Below are 20844 nucleotides of genomic sequence, written 5' to 3' on the forward strand. Positions count from 1 at the left end.
ATAAAGAAAAAACGTAAACGCTATCTCTTATGGCTCGAAGGTTATATTTAACAATCTTATCTTTTTTTAGTGTGCTATTTGCCTCTTGTGCGCTGGCGAATACTGATGTCGATGCCGTTATCGAAAAAGTTCGAGCGCCCTCCTACGATTGTCCAAGCCAATCGTTGCTGCCAGAGCTAGAACAAACGCTCGCTTTAGAAAGCTTAACATCCCAACAACGTTTTGCTTTAACCGTAGCCAAAGGGCAGTTTTTAATTTGTCGTGGCAAGTATGAAGAAGCTGAGAGCTTGCTACTTAAAGCCATAATGCAAAACAATATTGACGAGGGCTCTTATGCGTTTGCATCGGCTATTTATCAAATTGGCTTTTCTTATGATGCCAGAGAAAACCCGGCGCGCTGTAAGTATTACCAACAAGCTCAAGATTTATCTTCGCCCGAGCGCCACAGCGATATTTTTACCAGCTCTTCGCTAGGGCTTATTAACTATTGTTCAGAGTCTACGTCTCCCGAGGTTAGGCTGGGCAAAATGTTTGGCGTGCTTAAGCGCTATTCCGATAACGGTAGTCCAGGCGAGTTGGCGCATATCCACAATGCTATCGGCCTTCTCTATGGTGATTTAGAACAACACGCCTTGGCCGCAGAGCAGTATTTAAAAGCCCATGAAATGGGCCTGCTTGTTTACAAAGGCAGTAATAAGGTCAGTATTATTATTAGCGCCATTGTATCACTGCTAAGCAGCGGACAAACCGACAAAGCCTATCAAAGTATTTTGGAGCTAGGTGCACTGAATAGCGAAATCAACACGCCACTTAGTAACTTTTTGTATCAATATGCACTGTCTATCTATTATAGAAAAACGCAAGATTACAATAACCTAGCCTATACTCTGTCCGATTTAGAAGAAGCATCAGCCAATATCTCTAGCTCTTTTGGTCAAATGCTGGTTGATTGGCACAAAGCAGAACTATGCTTACACAACAATAACCTAACCTGTATAAAGCAATACTTAGCTGACATAGGTGCGTTAGATAAAAATGCTATTCCAAGGATTTTCGAAACCAACCTAGACTACTTGAGCTTCAACGTTTCAATATTTTTGGCTTTAAACGATATAGAGCGCGCAAAAGAAGCCCATAATATCTACTCAAAAGAGGTCATTAAGCGGAGAGAAGTTACCCAAGATACCGCGATGATTGTCGGTGCTGCCAACTTGTATACGCGTATTTATGATCTTGAATCAGCTATTGAAAAAGCCGAAGAACAAAGAAGGAATACTTTGTATACCGCCATCGTTGTGTTCTTAGCGCTCTTTCTTATTGCCGGGTACGTTTTACGTAAAAAGCACTTAGCACGCAAAGCCATTGACCCGGTAACACTTTTACTTAACGCCGACTCAGCCATTGCTCGCATTAACAAACTGGATGCGCCTAAAAAGGGGCGCGCCATTGCTATTGCAATATTCGACATCAGTAATCTACGAGAGATAACGCGTAAAATGGGCTCTACGAAAGGCGATTTTGTATTGCGAAAAATTGCGCAAACTCTACAGACCGTAACCCGGGGTAACGATATTTTAGGGCGTTTTGGTACAGACCAATTCATTTTATGCCTTCACAACATTGAAGAACGAAGTGCACGCCAATTCTTCGACCGCGTGCAAAGCGCGCTAGCAAATACCTTTGAGGGCAACACCACAGATGACGATATTACGGTTGAGTCTCAAATGAGCGTATTTGTTGGCACCGAAAAAATTACTGGGCTAAACGACATACTCGACGACATCGCCATGTCGATTGATATAGAAAGTCGCACCGGCACCATTTAGCTTAAACAGAAAACGCGCGACCTGCATTTGCAGTGTCGCGCGCTCCCAATACCTCCATAATCTCTTATCAACACCACCCATCGACATTGGTCGTAATGTGCTTTAGCAAAACCAATTCTGGTTTACAGTGGTATAAGCAACGAACAAGCTAAAACGAAACGTACCGTTTACTCTCATTAACTAAAGGAAGGTGAATCGTGACGCCAAGGGTTATTTTTTTCGATATCAATGAAACACTTTTAGACATGCAGGCTATAAAAACAGGCTTAGCGTCGGTGCTAAACGGCGATGAGACACTGGTAGACTTATGGTTTGCTAACCTTTTGCATCACAGCTTAGTAGATGTTGCGACTGGGCAGTTTCACGATTTCATTGATATTGGAGCCGCAGCACTTACCATGGTAGCTCACAGTAGGAATATATCTGTTGATGAAGCTACCGCAAAAGATACCATCAAACAGCATATTACCCGATTGCCTGCGCATGACGATGTTATCCCTACATTAAAAGTGCTTCAAAGTGCTGGCGTAACCTTGGTTGCACTTTCCAACTCATCAAAAGCCGGGCTAGACGCACAGCTGGAATATGCCAATATTAAGCCGTATTTTTCTCATGTATTGAGTGTGGAAAGCGTACGAACTTACAAGCCTCATGCAGCGGTTTATCACTGGGCCTGTCAGCAGGCTAATGTAGAGAACGAAGATGCCATGATGGTGGCGGCACATGGTTGGGATGTAAGTGGTGCTAAGGCGACAGGTATGCAAACTGCATTTGTAGAGCGTTCGGGCAAAATGATGTACCCGTTAGGTTTAGCACCTGATCACAGTATTGGTTCGCTTGATGAGTTAATAGGTATAGTAACTAACTAACTTTATCTACTTTACAAACAAAAAAGTCTTACCAACGTAAGACTTTTTTACTTCTAAACATCAAGTATTTAAAGTTTTGCTAAAGCTGACTGATTAGCTTTGAAACCTTTTATGCTACATGAATTGCGTTTAGTTTCTAATGCGCTTAATTGACGCTTAAGCCATGATTTTTGAATACCTGACGTTGCCGTATCCATTTCAGTGCTTACGCGAGTAATTTCTTTTCCGACGTTAACGCATGCTTTCTTATTCGGTTCAAAACCGCCATTAGCGAAAACAGAAGAAGAAAACATTAACGCAGATAGCGCTATTAGCATTTGCTGTTTCATAAGAATCCCCAACTACTCGTTAAATCCCGAGCGAGTGTCATACCATAAGAATGAGCATATATTTGCTCTCAAATCTGTAAGGAATATAGCAGGCCTTTTATTGCTTATAGGTACAGTAAAATATACGCAGTAATAAAACTTTGTTTATTTCCCCACCAGTGCATGTAGAACATTATCTTTTAAATTATTATGGCGACAATGCTTTACTCTACCACTTCACTTACGTTTTTATATTTTAAGTACTTAAAAGTAAGTCTATCCATAGTATCGACTTCAGCAACAGCATTTTGAAGCAACATTACTTACTTATTAAGTAGCATTATTAAAACACCTAAGGTGTTCTTTAACAAGCAAATTTCTAACAATATTTTTACAGCTTTAAGACAGAAATTGCTTTCTGTAAGTGCTTACTCACCATAGTTATAAGCGGCTACCAGCAGAGAGCTTTTCTACAGTTTGCATAACCGCTTTTCCCATATCATCTAAGCTTAATACTTGCTTAGCAGCCCCCTTTTCAATAGCGACCTTAGGCATGCCAAATACGATGCAGCTTGCTTCATCCTGACAGAATGTCTCGCAACCGGCGTTGAATAATTCTTGAAGACCGATAGCACCATCACTACCCATTCCCGTTAACAGTACACCTATCGTGTTACTACCCGCACTTTTGCATAGCGAATTAAAAAGTACATCCACAGAGGGCTTATGACCCGATACCCGCGCACCATCGGTAAGCCTGATACGATAATCGGCTCCGCTTCTTTCAATTTCCATGTGCTTGTCGCCAGGTGCTAGATATGCCTGACCAGGAAGCAAACGCTCGCCGCCCTTCGCTTCTTTAACCTGCATTTGACACACAGAGTCTAACCGCCGTGCATAGGTAGAGGTGAAGCCTGCCGGCATGTGCTGGGTTATCACCGTTGCAGGAGCGTTTGCAGGGAAGGTTCGCAGCACCTCTTTTATAGCTTCGGTACCGCCAGTCGAGGCGCCTATGGCAATAAGTTTTTCTGTACCGGAGTAACTGACTTTGTTTACAGAAGCCGTCTTAGTGGGCGACGCCTTCTTTACTTTTGAACGTGCGGCCGTTCGAATTTTGTCAACGATTAACTCGTGGTATTCCGCCATACCTTGAGCTACACCGATTTTAGGTTTAGCAACAAAATCAATCGCACCTAATTCCAGCGACCTTAATGTGGCGTCAGCCCCTTTCTCTGTTAGCGTTGATATCATAACCACAGGGGTTGGCCTGGCATTCATAAGCACTTCCAGAAAGCGCAAACCATCCACTTTTGGCATTTCGATATCCAATGTTATGACATCGGGCGACTTCTCAAGCACCATCTTTTTCGCTACAAACGCATCTGGCGCTGCACCTACCAGCGTCATGTCTGGCTCACTCTTTATGATTTCACTGAGTATTTGGCGGATAAGCGCTGAATCATCTACCACTAACACTTTTATTGTCATAACTAGTCCTCAAATAAATCTACGCTGCCACTTGGCGTTTGCTTCGATAATTCCCAGCGGTGCTGACTTTCTCGCTCGATGATTGTTGCGTTGTTTAACTCGTGTATGCGCTTCATCATCACGTGGCCACTACTTGGGAAGAAATAGACTTTTCGCGCATAAACATCGCACAAGTCACTGGCTAAAATAGGTATGCCTTCGGTTTCTAAAAACTGAGTTACAAATTCGGCATTAAACTTACCTACATCGTTTTGAATAAAAGACGGCACGACTTTCCCGCCTCCGAAGACTTTTGCTTGTAGTCGGTTCTTTTTTGCCCCTACTTTCACAAGTTCATTAATCAAAATTTCCATGGCGTGAACCCCGTATTTTGCTGCCATTCCCTGAATCTTTTCAAATTCACCTGCCGCTTTATTAATGGTGGGCAACATGAAGTGATTCATCCCACCAGACCCTGTGATGGGGTCAAACAGGCACGCCGCCACACAAGAACCAAGAACAGTGACCAGCATTTTGTCTTGTGTGGTAACAAAATACTGACCAGGTAACAGCTTGACTGCTTCTGTAGAAAAACGTTTATCGTAGTAAGTTATGGGCAGTTCAAAATTGGGGGTCGCCACGATATCTCCTAACCGACGGGGCGATAAATGGTTTTCCCCACCGGTCTCACAAGATTAGTATACATATTGAAGTTTTCAGAATGCCCAGCCATATAAAGTCCAGATGGCTTTAACATACCCACCATTTTTTGTAGTACTTTGAGTTGTGTTGGTTTATCAAAATAAATCATCACATTGCGGCAAAATATAACGTCAAGCGGCCCCTTAACATCCCATTTTGCATCGGTAAGATTCAGCTTTTTGAACTGCACCATATTGCGAAGCTCATCGACCACTTTCACCTTTCCCTCGTTAGCACCTTTACCCTTGTGAAAGAACTGCTTTTGCCGGTATTGAGGTATTTTCGCTATCGAGGCTAAGGGATAAACACCGGCTTTGGCCTTGGCTAACACTTTGCTGTCTATGTCTGAGGCAATGATCTTGACCGGAGTTTTAAAACTTCCAAACGCTTCAGCCACTACCATCGCGATTGAATAAGGCTCTTCACCAGTAGAGCTGGCTGCACACCAAATGTTGGTAACATTATTCTGTCTTAGGTAATCGGCCAACGCGGTAAAGTGGTGCGGCTCGCGAAAGAAAGATGTAAGGTTCGTGGTTAGTGCATTGATAAATTGCTCTAACTCTGACTCCGATTTGTTCACTAAAGCGAGATATTCGTTAAAACTGCGCAAATTTCTCGCCCTAATCCTACGCGCTAGCCTACTGTAGACCATTGCTTCCTTGGCATCAGATAGATTTATTCCTGCCTTTTTAAACAACATCTTCTGCACGTTTTTAAAGTCCGCCTTTTCAAAGGCGAACTCCCTGGTGCTATCTTTTGTTGAAACAGCCGCTGTCATTAGAATGACTCCCACTCTGCTTCGTCAGGCATAGCCGGTGTTAGCGCCTTCGCTTGAGAGGCTCGCTGAGCTGGTGCTGCAGATAAGCGCTGCGGCTGTCGAAAATCTCCGTGGGTGAGGGCCGCGACATGCTGTTGGTCACTGCTTAGCCCTTTTCCTACTTCAAATACTGAGACCCGTTCATTCAATTGCAGTGATTGCTGTTTAAGACTATCGGCCGCAGCAGCAGCTTCTTCCACTAGCGCAGCGTTCTGCTGGGTCATTTCATCCATCTGAACTACGGCTTTACTGACTTCCTCTATCCCCGCAGCTTGCTCTGCAGACGCCGCTGCAATTTCAGACATAATGTCATTCACTCGTTTAATAGAGGTTACTACTTCAGCCATAGTCTCACCCGATTTAACAACCAGCTGGTTACCGCTTGCAATTTTTCCGACCGAGTCAGAGATGAGTTCTTTAATGTCTTTCGCGGCTTCTGCAGAACGCTGCGCTAAATTACGCACTTCAGAAGCAACAACGGCGAAACCACGACCTTGCTCACCTGCTCGTGCAGCCTCTACTGCGGCGTTTAATGCCAGTATGTTAGTTTGGAACGCAATGCCGTCAATCACACCTATGATGTCTGAAATTTCCTGAGCAGAGTCATTTATCTGCGTCATGGTATCAACCACTTCACTGATAACCTCTCCCCCCTGAGAGGCAATTTGACTTGCCTGCGCTGCAAGGCCGTTGGCTTGCTCAGCATTCTCGGCGTTAAGCTTTACGGTGCCGGTTAGCTCTTCCATGCTCGATGCTGTTTCTTCAAGGCTTGACGCTTGTTGCTCTGTACGGCTCGACAAGTCGGCATTTCCTGTTGCAATCTCCCCCGATGCTACATTAATGGTTTCTACCGCTTCATTAATGCTGGTGATCGTGCCGCGCATTTCATTGATAAATTGATTTATTGCTTCGCCTAAGACAGCAAAGTCGCCATCTAATGCATGGTCGATATTAACGGTTAAATCGCCCTCTGTAAGCTTAGTCATAACGTGCTTAATTTCATCAACTGCCTGAGTTCGACCTGTAATGTCCGTAGCGAATTTCACTACGCGGAAGGGCTTACCGTTGTGATCTAAGATGGGGTTATATGTCGCTTGAATAAAAATTTCTTTGCCGTTTTTGCCAACTCTGCGGTACTCACCAGAAGAGTAGGTGCCACTGCGCAACGCATCCCAAAATGCCGCATACTCAGGGCTAGCACGATATGACGAATCGACAAACATGCTGTGGTGCTTACCTTTAATTTCTTCTAGGGTGTATCCCACCGTATTTAAAAAGTTTTCATTGGCATCTTGGATAATGCCGTCCATGTTAAATTCAATGACTGCTTGAGACTTTCCTATGGCCGCCAACTGCCCTTCAAAATAGGCATTTTTCACTTTTTGTTCGGTAATATTGCTCGCGTATTTGACCACTTTTACTACGTTACCACTCATGTCTAAAATGGGGTTGTAGGTTGCTTGAATCCATACATCTGAACCATCTTTGGCAACACGATGAAATTCACCCGAATAAAACTGACCTTCAGCCAACTTCTTCCAAAAAGTGCGATATTCCTCAGATTCACGTTCCTGTTTAGTGACAAAAATTCTGTGGTGCTTTCCTTGGATTTCGTCTAGTGCATACCCAACCGTGGCCAAGAAATTATCGTTTGCGGTCGCGATGTTACCGTTGGGGTCAAATTCGATAACTGCTTGAGATTTACTGATCGCATCTATCTGACCTGTGTTAAATGCATTCTGTAGTTTTTGTTCAGTGACATCGGATGCGTACTTCACCACTTTCTGGGGCTGGCCGAACTCGTCAAAAATAGGGTTGTAAGACGCCTGGATCCAAAGCTCGCTACCGTCTTTTTTTACCCGCTTAAACTCGCCAGACTTAAATTCACCCTTTTTCAAGTCACGCCAAAATGCGGCATATTCGGGGCTCATTTTGTAATTGGGCTCAACAAACATACTATGATGTTGCCCCTTTATCTCACTTAAGTCATAACCCGTTGTATTACAGAAGTTTTCGTTGGCGTGTTGGATTACCCCTTCTAGGTCAAACTCGATAACAGCTAGAGATTTATCGATTGCGTTTATTTGCCCTTCATAATCCACGTTTTTACGTTTTTCCGCCGTAATGTCAGTTGCGAACTTAACTACGCGAACAATATTACCCAGTTTGTCGTAAATAGGGTTGTAAGAGGCTTGGATCCAAATTTTGTCACCGTTTTTTGCTACACGGCAGTACTCTCCACTGCTGCGTTCACCATTTCTCAGCCCTTCCCAAAAGTGACTGTATTCTTCAGAAACGCCATAATCTGGCAGTACAAATAATCGATGATGCTTACCGACAATGTCCTCTTTTGAATAACCTGTTACTTTGAGAAAGTTATCGTTAGCATCTTCAACAATGCCATCTGGAGTAAACGAGATTATGGCTTGGCAACGGTCGAGCCCCTCCAGTAAGCCAGATTTATGCTGCAATTCTTGGTCGTTTATCCATTCCACCATAGTGCCAAGTTTTTCGCCCTCAACACTTTTAATTGTGGTGAGCCTTAATGTAAACAACAGTTTGTCTACCGGCAGTAAAAAGGCGTCGCTACTATTACAGGTGCTATACCGCTGGCTTAATTCTCTACTACTAGCAAAAAAGCCTGCAATTGAGGTGCCGGTCAATTCTTCAAAATTAAGATTGGGAAGCGCGCTAGAAAACTGTTCGCTGTGCTCTTGCGCTAGCTGTCTAAATGCTTTATTGGCAAAGGTTATCGTTCCCGATGCGTCCACTAGCATCAAACACGCCGTACTCTCGCTCAGCGCCTGCTCTTGAAAACGAGAAAGGCTTTGAGCAGCCACCAACTCTTCATTATGAAATATATTAAAAACACCCATAGCATCACCTATCATATTTGTCGCGCTAGTTGTTTGAAGCGCTGAATAAACCCGCAACTTATAAAAAAGGCGAATTCCCCTTTGAAGAATTCGCCTTTAGTTAACTAGAAAGACTCCCACTCATCATTGTTCGGTACTTTAGGAGCTAGCTTTTTATTTGTATTTAACATGGCCACTGGAGCCACTTTTTTTTCCTTCACTACTTGATGCACTTTTTGAGGAAGTGCCTCAGTGATAGTGGCTCTGTCACCAATATTAAATGTCGACACACGTTCAGTCAGGTTACCGGCCTGCTGTTGTAAGCTTTCAGCCGCCGCTGCTGCTTCTTCTACCAGTGCTGCATTTTGCTGTGTCATTTCATCCATCTGCACCACCGCTTTGCTCACTTCTTCAATACCTGAAGCTTGTTCCGAACTCGCGGCAGCAATTTCTGACATGATATCGTTAACCCGCTTGATAGACGTGACTACTTCTTCCATGGTATCGCCAGACTGATTGACGAGTTTATTGCCCCCATCAATTTTGTTCACCGAGTCTGATATAAGCTCTTTTATCTCTTTTGCCGCCTCTGCTGAACGCTGAGCCAAGCTTCGTACTTCTGATGCCACTACCGCAAACCCTCGGCCCTGCTCGCCTGCTCTAGCTGCCTCAACAGCGGCATTCAAGGCTAGTATATTGGTTTGGAATGCAATGCCGTCGATCACACCGATAATGTCTGAGATCTCTTGAGCTGACTCGTTGATTGAAGACATGGTGTCAACCACCTGGCGAATGAGCTCACCGCCTCTTGTTGCAATGTCGCAGCTTTGTGACGCCAAGCCATTTGCCTGCTCAGCATTTTCGGCATTGAGTTTTACCGTACCGGTCAGCTCTTCCATACTCGAAGCAGTTTCCTCAAGGCTAGATGCTTGTTGTTCAGTTCGGCTTGAAAGATCTGAGTTACCGGTAGCTATCTCAGAAGACGCAGTATTGATGGTTTCTACCGCTTCGTAAATGGACCCTATAGTGCCAGACATCTCTCCGACAAACTGGTTTATGGCATCGCCCAATACCTGAAACTCACCTTCAAACTGTTCGTCCAATTCTGCCGTTAAGTCGCCACCGGATAAGCGGGTCATCACATCACTGATAGAACCGATAATACGGCGCATATCGTCAATAAAGCGGTTGATTGATGTTCCGAGTTCTTTAAACTCGCCGTCGAACTCATGCTCGATGCGGCAGTCCAAATTCCCTTGAACAAGCTCATTCATTGCCGTTTTGATATCGCTTATAGCTTGCTTCCTACCCGTGATATCAATGGCATATTTCACTACGCGATGGGGTCTGCCGTTTTGATCCAAAATAGGGTTATATGATGCTTGGATCCAAATTTCTTTACCGCCTTTGCCCACGCGCTTAAACTCATCAGTAAACAGTACGCCTTGACGTAGTTGCTCCCAAAACTGACTATATTCAACACTGCGCTTATACTCTTCATCAACGAACATGCTGTGATGCTTGCCAACAATTTCGTCTAAGCTGTAGCCAACCGTGTTGGTGAAGTTTTCGTTGGCGTTAAGAATTTTTCCGTCAAGGTCAAATTCAATAACCGCCTGAGCTTTATTTATTGCTTCAATTTGCCCTTCGAAATAAGCGTTACGTAATTTAGATGCAGTAATGTCAGTGGCAAACTTCACTACGCGAATAACCTTGCCATCACCATCAAATACCGGGTTGTAGGTCGCTTGAATCCAAACCTCTTTACCCATTTTGTCAAAACGGCAAAATTCTCCACTTTGCGGCTTACCCGCTTTGAGATCGCGCCAAAATTGTGCGTATTCTTCCGTGCGAATGTACTGGTTATCACAGAACATTTTGTGATGATTGCCTACGATCTCGTTAAGGCTATAGCCAAGCGTATTTAGGAAGTTGTCGTTTGCGTTTTGAATTACACCGTCTGCATTAAACTCGATCACCGCTTGAGCGTCGTTTAATACATTAAGCATGGTACTTTTGATAAGTAGCTCAGACTGATCAACCCATTCAACCATAGTGCCTATGTTTTGATTGTCTTGGTCGAAAAAAGGCGTTAGCGTGAGCTTAAAGTTCAAGTCGCCTATGCTTATTGTAGAAGTCATTGTCGATTTTAGTTCAGCTAAGATATTGCGCTGATGTGACGGATTACGATGAAATTGGTCGATGTTCTGACCTTCCAAATTATCAGCCGAAAAACTGGGAAGAACAGCCTGAAGTTTTTTTTCATTTTCTTTAAGCAGTGTTTTTACCGACTGATTCGCGTAAATAATATTTCTTTCTGCATCAGCCATCATGATGCAACATGTTGTTGCATCAAGCGCCTGTTTGTTTCTCAATGCTTGATTTACGTCCGTTGCCTTCGTGAAGTCCTCTAACCACGTCATGATTCCCATTGTCTTCAGCCCTCAACCACTTGTGTTTTTGTTTCAACTAAGCCCAATTCGTTACTTGTAATTAGGCTCTCAATATTCACTAAAATAACCATGTGTTCGTCTACATCCGCTAACCCATGAAGGTATTTGCTATCGAACGCCACACCAAACTCTGGAGGAGGAAGCATGTCTTCTTCCGAAAGACGGATTACGTCGGACACCCCGTCGACGACAATGCCAACAATTCGCTCGTGGACATTGAGCATAATAACGATAGTAAAGTCGTTATAGGTTGCTTCGCCTACATTGAACTTAATCCGTAAATCCACGATGGGCACAATATCGCCACGAAGGTTTATTACACCTTTAATAAAACTTGGCGCATTGGCAATTTTGGTGACCTGCTCATAGCCGCGAATTTCTTTTACCGTCGTGATGTCTAAAGCGTAATGCTCTTCGCCCAATACAAAACTTAAGAATTCATTCTCTTTTGACGCACTAACGGCTTGCTGTAATGCTGCTTCGCTCATAGTGAAACCTCTTCATTTGGAATATTGGTACAATTTGCTGCCACTGAGTCGGCATCCAAAATCATTGCGACCTTGCCATCGCCCATAATGGTAGCGCCGGCAATCCCTGCGACTTTTTTGTAATGTTGTTCTAAGCTTTTGATCACGACTTGCTGCTGACCCACTAAAGAGTCCACCAGCACGCCGTAACGTTTCTTGCTACTTTCAAGAAGTACCACTATGCCCTTGGTTGGTTCAGTAATGCCGTCGTCAACCTGCATAAGCTGTGTAAGCGACACTAACGGCCAATACTGGTCTCTAATCCACAGCACCTTGTCATTACCAAGTGTCTTTACTTGGGAAGCGGTGGGCTGGAAAGACTCGATAACATTAAGCAGCGGGATGACAAAAATCTGATCGCCAACAGACACACACATGCCGTCGACAATGGCGAGCGTAAGGGGTAAGTGGATATAAAAGGCTGAGCCCTCGCCTTGCGACGATTCGATTTCAATGCGCCCGCCAATAGATTCGATATTTCGGCGCACTACATCCATACCTACGCCACGGCCCGACACATCAGTAACCTCAGCTGCGGTTGAAAAACCCGCTTGGAATATAAGCTGCCAAATTTCACTGTCTGGCATATCCGGTGTAACGGCTAGCCCGTTTTGCGTGGCTTTTTCTAAGATACGCGCTTTGTTTAAACCCGCTCCGTCATCAATAATGCCGATGATAATGCTGCTGCCTTTTTGCTCTGCACTTAAAATAACGGTTCCGTTTTCAGATTTACCTGCTTCAAGGCGCTCTTCAGGGCTTTCTATACCGTGGTCAATACTGTTTCTAACTAAATGAGTAAGCGGGTCGACCAGTTTTTCGATAAGGCTCTTATCAATTTCAGTGTTGCCCCCTTGAATGACCAAGTCGACTTTTTTGCCTAGCTTTGATGAAAGGTCGCGCACTACTCGGGGGAAACGATTAAACGTCATATTCACCGGCAACATACGCATAGACATTACCGACTCTTGTATTTCACGGGTATTGCGCTGAAGCTCATCTATTGCAAGCTGTAGGCGTTCACCTACCTGCCCTTCTACTTCTTGGCCCACGTTGGAAAGCATGGACTGAGTAATAACGAGTTCGCCAACTAAATTAACCATGGCATCAATTTTTGTGGTGTCTACACGAATTGACGCGGCTTCTTTTGCCCCCGCTTTGGGCTTAGTCTTGACTGGCTTAACGATAGGTTGTTTAGGTGAGGCCTGTGTCGGCGTCGTTTGTGTTACATCTGGTTTAACAGGAAGACTTTCTGGTTCGAAGAAGCCAAAGCCTTCGTCGTTTTTACTCGCGTGAGGCGCCTCTTCAGCCTGTTTCTCCGCTGTTACTTCATCATTTTTAAAGAATCCAAACCCTTCAATTTCCTCTGCTTCTTTTTTATTTTGCGAAGTTTCAGAAGCGGTGCTTTGCGATTCAGTCTCTTCATCATCGAAAAAGCCAAAACCTTCAATCTCGTTGTCCGAAGCACCTTCAATATCTTCGGTTTGCTCATTGGGCTCGTTAACGACTTCACCTGAAGCGCTCGCCAGCGTCTCTTCGAGTACCTTTATACTTGCGTCAATTTGTTCTTGAGGAAGTTCTGTCTGATCTTTATAGGCAGACATGGTGTCTTTAAGTACATCAAGGGTTTGCAGGAAAACATCAACGATTTCTGCCGTTACTTGAATTTCTTGGTTGCGGGCTTTATCAAGTAGGTTCTCCATTACGTGAGTAAGATTCATTAAGGCATCGAAGCCGAAAATTCCGCTTCCGCCTTTTATGGAGTGAGCTGCTCTAAAAATACTGTTTAATTCTTCCGGGTCGGGAGCATCCACATCCAAGGTCATGAGCAACTGCTCCATGTCTTGAAGGTGTTCATCACTCTCGTCAAAAAACACACCGTGAAACTGGTTTACATCAATGGTCATGGTTGACTCCCGCTTGCCCTATTAAAACCGACGCTCAATTAACCCAACACTCGCTTCATCACATCTAGCAGCTTGTTTGGATCGAAAGGTTTCACCATCCACCCGGTGGCTCCCGCCGCCTTACCTTTAGCCTTCATGTCATCGCCAGCCTCTGTAGTAAGCATCACAATTGGCGTTGACCGGAAGTTGGCTAACCCTCTCAACGACTTAATAAGCGTTAGCCCATCCATGCGAGGCATGTTTTGATCAGTCAGTACGAAGTCGAAGCGAGCCCCCTGGCACTTGTCTAACGCATCTTGTCCATCCTGCGCCGTAGTTACGTTGTAATTCGCTGACTTGAGGGTCATTTCAACCATCTGACGAATAGACACTGAATCGTCAACAATCAATATGCTTTTGCTCATAATTCAATCACCTTTTGAATTGTCAAAATTGCTCTTACCTTGCTTTGTAGAGACTTTTGTTTTCGCTAAAACAGCTCCACATCGCCCGCATCCATAGAAGTAGCAGACACAGGGTTGTGATCCGCTTGCCCTTTTTCAGTTAAAGAGTGCTGATAGTTTTCTAGATTTTCTCGAACACGAGTTACGCTTTCCGGGGTCAGATCTGAAAGTTGCTCAACAACGAACTCAATGATCTCTCGGGTGTATGTAAGGTTTTGGCCGTTAATATCGCCGAACTGAAGACCGCGAATGGCGGAGGCTGTGGAATCGGCAAGCTGTTGTCTAATGGCCTCGAGCTCACTGGCCCCTTCTATATCGGCTTCTGCTTTTTTGATAATGCCTTTAAGCTGAGCGCTGATGGCGTCTTTCGCATTGACCACATGAGAGATATCTTGAGAAGCCACTACTTCAGCCGTTTCTGTCAGTTTATCAATGAGCGATTTGATATTTTCTATTTGGGTCTTGATCACATCGCTGAACTGGGTTGAACGGGTAGATAGCGCGCGGACCTCATCAGCAACAACGGCAAACCCACGACCAGCCTCACCTGCACGAGCAGCTTCGATGGCCGCGTTCAACGCTAGTAGGTTAGTTTGTGAAGAAATATCATCAATGCCACTTAACGCTTCAATCACGGTGGGCATGGCTTGCTGAATAGTTTGAACTTGGGTTTCTAGCGCTCTTGTTGAGTCGGTCATTTGGGTAGTTGAAGCGATAAATTGCGTGAGCGTTGAGTCGGTTTCTGACGCGAATGAACGCATCTTGTCGGCATAGGCACAGTCGCTATTGTCATCGTCTTTTAGTAAATTGTTTATGCTGCTCTCTTGCTGACCTAACAGCGTTTGAAGAGAGATAAAGGATTCGCTAAGCGTAGCCACTGCATCGCTTTGCGTTGAAAAGATGTCGCCAATATTCGTTGAAGTAACGGATAATATGTCACTTGCCTCAGACACGGCAGTACTGATTGAATCAGTCGCTAGCGAGGCCTCAGATAAAGATGGTTCTTGAACAGCTGAATGGCTCACTCTGTATTCTGATGAAGCCTGACTAGCGTTTGTAACTTTCAGTAGTACGAACAACAAAAAAACTACACAGGCAGAGCTTAAAGCAAGGCCCAAATGCGATACTGACGTAAGGGATAGGCTCCAGCTTCCTAACATCATCAAAAACGCGACTATAAAGGCATTGCTCTTACTAGAGAAAAAGTTATCCAAATAATTTGCTGCTATAGCGACCACAATACCACCTCAATTGTTACCACCGCGTTAACGGCTGTACAAAACACAATCAAATTATGATCTAATTCTTATATTCGACCATTATACTTTTGAATACTTTTGTTAACTTGTTACTTTGGCGACAAATGCGACACGTTGCGATAGCAAGAAAACATGAGAATTGAAAAGGGAAGTTGGTAAAGAAATTGTTAGAGTGTTAGAGGAAATAAAGGCATGAGAACACCTTAAAGCCGACTACCCGCTCCTAATGCTTCGAGGGTATCGAGTATAGCGTCTGAAATTTCTTCTAGGGGCTTTATGAAACTTGCAGCTTTCATTTCTACAGCGGTTTTAGGCATGCCATACACCACACAGGTTTTTTCATCTTGGCAGAAAGTGACAGAGCCTCTAGTGTGCATGTTCTTTAAACCTTTTGCCCCATCGCGTCCCATACCAGTAAGCAATACGCCCACTGCGTTTGCACCTGCATGCTCAGCGAGCGAGTCGAACATCACATCAACAGAAGGCTTGTGCCCCGACACCTTAGGGCCATCATCAAGAGTTAAGCGATAGTCAGCGCCACTTCGCTCTACCTTTAAGTGTTTATTGCCTGGGGCTAAATACGCAAAGCCTGGCAATAAGCGCTCTCCACCTTGCGCCTCTCTTACGGTTATTTCGCAAAGGCTATCAAGCCGCTTGGCATAGGTAGTAGTGAAGCCTGGCGGCATATGCTGGGAGATGATAGTTGCCGGGGCATTGCGAGGAAAATGCATGATGACATCTTTAATCGCTTCAGTTCCCCCGGTTGACGCACCTATACCAATTAGCTTTTCTGTGCCTGTGTAGCGCATGGAAGCATGCTTAGTACAGCGAGTTTCAGTAGGGTGGCCTAACTTTGAGTGGGCTGCTGCTTTTATCTTTTCTACGATAACTGCGGCATATTCGGCCATACCTTGCGCCACACCTAACTTTGGCTTTGCCATAAAATCAACCGCTCCCAACTCTAGGGCGCGCAATGTTGCATCGGCTCCTCGTTCAGTGAGCGTGGAAATCATTACCACTGGGGTTGGCATCGCCTTCATCATCACTTCTAAAAAGCGAAGCCCATCTACCTTCGGCATTTCAATGTCTAGGGTAATAACATCGGGCCTGAACTCTTGTACCATTCGCTTTGCAACATAGGCGTCTGGCGCCGCCCCCACCAGCGATAAGTTAGGATCGCGCGTGATAATTTCTGACAGGATTTGGCGTATTAACGCAGAGTCATCAACGACGAGGACTTTTATAGGCATGTGACTGTTCCGAAAATGAAATAACGCCGGTTTTCGCTTGTTCTGAGAGTAATACGCGATGCGTAGATTCTCGCTCGTAAAGCGTTGCATTGTTAAATTCGCGAATTCGCTTCATATAAACTTTTCCGTCAGCCGGAAAATAATAAATTTTTCGAGCATAAGTAGACATTAAATCGCTGCTAACAAGGGGAATATTTGCATTATCTAAATACTCTAAAACAAACTCTGCATTTACTCGCCCAATATCTTGTTGCACAAACCCTGGCAAGACTTTTCCGCCGCCAAATGCTTTCGCCACCAACTTGTTTCGACGCGCGCCTAAATGCACGAGTTGGTCTATCAGCATATTCATAGCGTGCACGCCATATTTTGTGGCCAAGCAGGCGTCGAGATTGGTAGTAAAGTTGAGATCGGGCAACATGAAGTGGTTCATACCGCCAATTTTCTTTTCTTGATCGAAAATGCACGCCGCAACACACGAACCCAAAATAGTTACCAAAGCTTTGTCTGCGGCAGTAGCATAGTATTGCCCCGGCAGGAGTTTTACCGCTTCTTTTTGAAGGCGGTTATCAAAATAACGTATGGGGTTTTCATCCTGACTCATACTGCAAGTTCCCTTCAAACAACTGGTCGATAAACGGTTTTCCCCATGGGCGCCACCAGTTCAGGGTACATAGTGAAGTTTTCCGAATGCCCTGCTACATACATGCCCTCACGACACATTAACTTAACCATACGCGCTAAAATTTTGCGCTGCGTAGGTCGGTCAAAGTAAATCATAACGTTGCGGCAAAAAATTACGTCTATCGGCGCATCTACACACCAGTTTGGCGACATTAAATTGAGTGGTTCGAACTGCACCATTTTTCGTAGTTCGTCTACTACCCTTACCCTTCCGGTTTGGGGCCCTCTTCCTTTGTAAAAAAATTGGGTTTTATAATCGTGGGAAAGCTGGCTGATACTGTTTTGGGCATAAATGCCTTGGCGGGCCTTCTGCAACACTTTACTATCAATGTCTGTGGCAAGTATTTGTATGTTGGGCGTAAAGGTGCCAAACACAGACGCCACCGTCATCGCAATACTGTAAGGCTCTTCACCCGTGCTGCTCGCAGCGCACCAAATACGTTTAGTTTGCGGTCGCTTTCGAAGGAAATTTGCTAGCGCTTCAAAGTGATGAGGCTCCCTGAAAAACGCGGTGAGATTGGTGGTAAGCGCATTGATGAAGTGCTCCATTTCATCATCATTGCTTCCAACATAAGCCAAGTACTCTTTAAAGCTATTTATTTCGAGCGTGCGCAGCCGCCTCGCAAGGCGGCTATAAACCATCGCATCTTTAGAATCGGCGAGGTTGATACCTGCTTGTTTAAAAAGCAGACCTTTTACCCGCTCGAAATCTCTTCGGCTATATGAAAACTCCCTTTGCGCGTCCGTGCTTTGTATGGCCGACATACACTAAAATGCCTCCCAATCCGACGCATCAGGCGCGGCTGGATTCAGCGCTTTAATTCGCTGCTTGGGCACTTCACGCTCTTTAGGTAATGCACTACTGCCATTTAACGAGCGTGTGTAAGAGGCCTGTTCGGCCTTTCGATTATTTCCTACTTTAAATACCGACACCCGCTGCGCTAATTCACCTGACTGCTGTCTCATACTGTCAGCCGCTGCCGCTGCCTGCTCAACTAACGCGGCATTTTGCTGAGTCATCTCGTCCATTTGAACCACCGCATTACTTACTTCCTGTATTCCTGTGGCTTGCTCAGATGATGCCGCAGCAATTTCAGACATAATGTCGTTAACGCGTTTAATCGCAGTGACGATATTAGCCATGGTTTCGCCAGACTTATTCACCAATACATTGCCATCGCCAATCTTTTCCACCGATGCTGAAATTAGCGCCTTAATGTCTTTTGCTGCCTCTGCAGAGCGCTGAGCCAGCGTCCTTACTTCAGAAGCAACAACCGCAAACCCGCGGCCTTGTTCGCCGGCTCGCGCGGCTTCAACTGCTGCGTTTAGCGCAAGTATGTTGGTTTGAAACGCGATGCCGTCAATAACACCGATAATGTCTGAAATGCGCTGGGCAGAATCGTTAATTTCACCCATGGTATGCACTACTTGCTCAATAACTTTGCCACCCTCAGATGCCACATCCGACGCCTGGCTTGCTAATCCTTTCGCTTGGTCAGCGTTCTCAGCATTTAGCTTCACTGTTCCCGTTAGCTCTTCCATGGCTGAGGCAGTTTCTTCTAAGCTAGAGGCCTGCTGCTCGGTGCGGCTAGACAGGTCGGCGTTGCCCGTGGCTATTTCGTTTGAGGCAGTATCAATGGTTTCAACAGCAGTGTGAATTTTCACTATGGTGTCGTGTAGTTCGTCAATAAAGTGATTAATGGATTCACCGAGTACTTTGAAATCACCATCTAGTGGCTCATCTATTGTTTTCAATAAATCGCCTTCTGTTAGGCTGGCCATAATAGACTTGATACTTTCAACTGCTAAGGTTCTACCCGTAACATCTGTCGCGTATTTCACTACTCTAAACGGCTTGCCATTTTGGTCTAAAATGGGGTTGTAAGAAGCCTGAATATAAACTGGTTTTCCCGATTTATCGAAACGCTTATATTCACCGCTGGCATAAACGCCTTGACGCAATTGCTCCCAGAAGGCTGCGTATTCGGGGCTATTTTTAAAAGCAGGATCTACAAAAATGCTGTGGTGCTTTCCTTTTACTTCGTCAAGGGTATATCCCATAGCGGCTAAAAAGTTACTGTTCGCGTTTAAGATTACGCCTTCTAGGTCAAATTCAATAACAGCCTGAGACTTACTTATTGCGTTCAACTGACCTTCAAAGTAAGCGTTTTTCAGTTTATCTTCGGTAATATTGGTGGCGTATTTGACTACCCTAAACGGGTTGCCATTCATGTCTTCTATGGGGTTATAAGAAGCTTGAATCCACACGCTACTCCCTGACTTGCTTACTCGCTTAAACTCGCCAGAGAAAAACTTGCCAGATTTGAGTTCAGACCAAAAGCGCTGATACGACTCTGACTGCCTGGTTTCTTCATCCACAAATAGTTGGTGATGCTTACCTTTGACTTCGTCTAAGTGGTAGCCCATGGTGTTAAGGAAGTTGTCATTAGCAGTAATAATGTTGCCATCTACATCGAATTCGATGACCGCCTGCGATTTACTGATAGCGTTTATTTGCCCTTCGAAATACGCGTTTCTTAGCTTATCTTGCGTTACGTCGGTGGCAAATTTAACTACTTTAAATGGTTTGCCAGTACTGTCAAAAATGGGGTTGTAAGACGCACGGATCCATATTTCTTTGCCACCTTTTGCTATCCGTTTATATTCCCCCTCGCTGTGCTCTCCTGATTTTAAACTCTGCCAAAAAGCAGCGTATTCTGCACTTAGCTTGTAGCTTGGGTCGACAAACATACTGTGATGCTGCCCTTTAATTTCAGACAGGCTATAGCCCATTGCGGCAAGGAAGTTTTCGTTGGCGTTTAGAATATTTCCCTCTAGGTCAAACTCGATTACGGCCTGAGATTTGTTAATGGCGGTAATTTGCCCTTCGAAATCTGCATTTTTCTGTTTTTGAGCCGTAATGTCAGAGGCAAATTTAATGATGTAATCCACCTCGCCGTTGTCGTCAAACACAGGGTTATAGGTAGCTTGGATCCACACCTCTTCGCCTTGCTTATTGATTCTGCAAAACTCACCGCTGTGTACGTCTCCGCTTTTTAGCTTTGCCCAAAACGCTTTATACTCATCACTTTGTGCGTAGTCACTGTCTACAAAAATACGATGGTGCTTTCCTACCACTTCAGTCTCGCTATAACCCATGGCGGACAGAAAGTTGTCGTTAGCCGATAATATTTCCCCATCCGTAGTAAAGGAGATTACAGCTTGGCTTCGCATAATGGCATCGACCATGCCTTTGTTGCGTTTATTTTCTGTATTGTCCTGCCACTGCGTAACGAAAAGCTCAGTGCCGTTTTCGTCCGCTGTTATTGAAGATGCACTTACGCAAAAGCTATGTTCAGCGAGTGAAACAAGCTGCTTCTTGTCACCTGAAGCATGGGTGAGTAAATAAGACGGATTTTCTGAAGAGCTAGTCCCAACAGTAATATCGTCAATGTGCTTGCCTGATAATGTTGTCTCGCC

The 20844-nt window shown here is 44.8% G+C and carries 16 protein-coding genes; 2 read left to right on the forward strand and 14 right to left on the reverse strand.

Annotation, left to right across the window (positions count from 1 at the left end; all coding sequences use genetic code 11):
* Positions 1–29: 29 nt before the first annotated feature.
* Positions 30–1826, forward strand: a complete 1797-nt coding sequence (locus ACXAER_RS08555) for a GGDEF domain-containing protein (protein WP_474828343.1) — start codon at positions 30–32, stop codon at positions 1824–1826.
* A 197-nt stretch (positions 1827–2023) separates the two neighbouring features.
* Positions 2024–2695 (forward strand): haloacid dehalogenase type II, encoded by a 672-nt coding sequence (locus ACXAER_RS08560; RefSeq protein ID WP_474828346.1) that lies wholly within the window; start codon positions 2024–2026, stop codon positions 2693–2695.
* Between the two features lie 68 nt (positions 2696–2763).
* Here the strand turns inward: ACXAER_RS08560 and ACXAER_RS08565 are convergent, their stop codons facing one another.
* From ACXAER_RS08565 to ACXAER_RS08630, 14 genes are all read right to left on the reverse strand, one after another.
* Entirely contained in the window at positions 2764–3024 is a 261-nt protein-coding gene (locus tag ACXAER_RS08565) for a hypothetical protein (RefSeq protein WP_474828348.1), read from the reverse strand.
* A 420-nt stretch (positions 3025–3444) separates the two neighbouring features.
* A complete protein-coding gene (locus ACXAER_RS08570; protein ID WP_474828349.1) occupies positions 3445–4491 on the reverse strand; it encodes a protein-glutamate methylesterase/protein-glutamine glutaminase in 1047 nt (348 codons plus the stop codon).
* 2 nt (positions 4492–4493) lie between these two features.
* Positions 4494–5111, reverse strand: coding sequence for a chemoreceptor glutamine deamidase CheD (gene cheD, locus ACXAER_RS08575; RefSeq protein ID WP_474828351.1), 618 nt, complete (start codon positions 5109–5111; stop codon positions 4494–4496).
* Positions 5112–5119: 8 nt separating this feature from the next.
* Positions 5120–5950: a CheR family methyltransferase gene (locus ACXAER_RS08580; RefSeq protein ID WP_474828353.1), complete on the reverse strand. Its 831-nt coding sequence runs from the start codon at positions 5948–5950 to the stop codon at positions 5120–5122.
* Positions 5950–8865: a methyl-accepting chemotaxis protein gene (locus ACXAER_RS08585; protein ID WP_474828355.1), complete on the reverse strand. Its 2916-nt coding sequence runs from the start codon at positions 8863–8865 to the stop codon at positions 5950–5952. Before ACXAER_RS08585 ends, ACXAER_RS08580 begins: the two co-directional genes overlap by 1 nt.
* Positions 8866–8969: 104 nt before the next feature.
* Positions 8970–11276 (reverse strand): methyl-accepting chemotaxis protein, encoded by a 2307-nt coding sequence (locus ACXAER_RS08590; protein WP_474828357.1) that lies wholly within the window; start codon positions 11274–11276, stop codon positions 8970–8972.
* A 5-nt stretch (positions 11277–11281) separates the two neighbouring features.
* A complete protein-coding gene (locus ACXAER_RS08595) occupies positions 11282–11785 on the reverse strand; it encodes a chemotaxis protein CheW (protein ID WP_474828359.1) in 504 nt (167 codons plus the stop codon).
* Positions 11782–13728: a chemotaxis protein CheA gene (locus ACXAER_RS08600; RefSeq protein WP_474828361.1), complete on the reverse strand. Its 1947-nt coding sequence runs from the start codon at positions 13726–13728 to the stop codon at positions 11782–11784. Before ACXAER_RS08600 ends, ACXAER_RS08595 begins: the two co-directional genes overlap by 4 nt.
* A 38-nt stretch (positions 13729–13766) precedes the next feature.
* The gene (locus ACXAER_RS08605) at positions 13767–14132 is read right to left on the reverse strand and encodes a response regulator (RefSeq protein WP_039217225.1); all 366 of its coding nucleotides are present in this window, start codon (positions 14130–14132) and stop codon (positions 13767–13769) included.
* A 65-nt stretch (positions 14133–14197) separates the two neighbouring features.
* Positions 14198–15409, reverse strand: a complete 1212-nt coding sequence (locus ACXAER_RS08610) for a methyl-accepting chemotaxis protein (RefSeq protein ID WP_474828364.1) — start codon at positions 15407–15409, stop codon at positions 14198–14200.
* A gap of 224 nt (positions 15410–15633) precedes the next feature.
* Positions 15634–16680 carry a protein-glutamate methylesterase/protein-glutamine glutaminase gene (locus tag ACXAER_RS08615; protein ID WP_474828366.1) on the reverse strand — a complete coding sequence of 349 codons (1047 nt, stop codon included), beginning with the start codon at positions 16678–16680 and terminating at the stop codon, positions 15634–15636.
* The gene (gene cheD, locus ACXAER_RS08620; RefSeq protein WP_474828368.1) at positions 16655–17284 is read right to left on the reverse strand and encodes a chemoreceptor glutamine deamidase CheD; all 630 of its coding nucleotides are present in this window, start codon (positions 17282–17284) and stop codon (positions 16655–16657) included. The genes ACXAER_RS08615 and cheD (ACXAER_RS08620) overlap by 26 nt, the downstream gene beginning before the upstream one ends.
* Before the next feature lie 14 nt (positions 17285–17298).
* On the reverse strand, positions 17299–18129 hold the full coding sequence (locus ACXAER_RS08625) for a CheR family methyltransferase (protein ID WP_474828370.1): 831 nt from the start codon (positions 18127–18129) through the stop codon (positions 17299–17301).
* A gap of 3 nt (positions 18130–18132) precedes the next feature.
* A complete protein-coding gene (locus ACXAER_RS08630) occupies positions 18133–20613 on the reverse strand; it encodes a methyl-accepting chemotaxis protein (RefSeq protein WP_474830541.1) in 2481 nt (826 codons plus the stop codon).
* Positions 20614–20844 lie beyond the last annotated feature (231 nt).

It is taken from the genome of Alteromonas sp. AWJ4_199, from assembly GCF_056159165.1.

Bases quoted from the DNA above. Each gene is read 5' to 3' on its own strand.
- ACXAER_RS08555 (WP_474828343.1), top strand. From the start codon at position 30: ATGGCTCGAAGGTTATATTTAACAATCTTATCTTTTTTTAGTGTGCTA.
- ACXAER_RS08565 (WP_474828348.1), bottom strand. From the start codon at position 3,024: ATGAAACAGCAAATGCTAATAGCGCTATCTGCGTTAATGTTTTCTTCT.
- ACXAER_RS08570 (WP_474828349.1), bottom strand. From the start codon at position 4,491: ATGACAATAAAAGTGTTAGTGGTAGATGATTCAGCGCTTATCCGCCAA.
- ACXAER_RS08580 (WP_474828353.1), bottom strand. From the start codon at position 5,950: ATGACAGCGGCTGTTTCAACAAAAGATAGCACCAGGGAGTTCGCCTTT.
- ACXAER_RS08585 (WP_474828355.1), bottom strand. From the start codon at position 8,865: ATGGGTGTTTTTAATATATTTCATAATGAAGAGTTGGTGGCTGCTCAA.
- ACXAER_RS08590 (WP_474828357.1), bottom strand. From the start codon at position 11,276: ATGGGAATCATGACGTGGTTAGAGGACTTCACGAAGGCAACGGACGTA.
- ACXAER_RS08595 (WP_474828359.1), bottom strand. From the start codon at position 11,785: ATGAGCGAAGCAGCATTACAGCAAGCCGTTAGTGCGTCAAAAGAGAAT.
- ACXAER_RS08600 (WP_474828361.1), bottom strand. From the start codon at position 13,728: ATGACCATTGATGTAAACCAGTTTCACGGTGTGTTTTTTGACGAGAGT.
- ACXAER_RS08605 (WP_039217225.1), bottom strand. From the start codon at position 14,132: ATGAGCAAAAGCATATTGATTGTTGACGATTCAGTGTCTATTCGTCAG.
- ACXAER_RS08615 (WP_474828366.1), bottom strand. From the start codon at position 16,680: ATGCCTATAAAAGTCCTCGTCGTTGATGACTCTGCGTTAATACGCCAA.
- cheD (WP_474828368.1), bottom strand. From the start codon at position 17,284: ATGAGTCAGGATGAAAACCCCATACGTTATTTTGATAACCGCCTTCAA.
- ACXAER_RS08625 (WP_474828370.1), bottom strand. From the start codon at position 18,129: ATGTCGGCCATACAAAGCACGGACGCGCAAAGGGAGTTTTCATATAGC.
- ACXAER_RS08630 (WP_474830541.1), bottom strand. From the start codon at position 20,613: ATGGTCGATGCCATTATGCGAAGCCAAGCTGTAATCTCCTTTACTACG.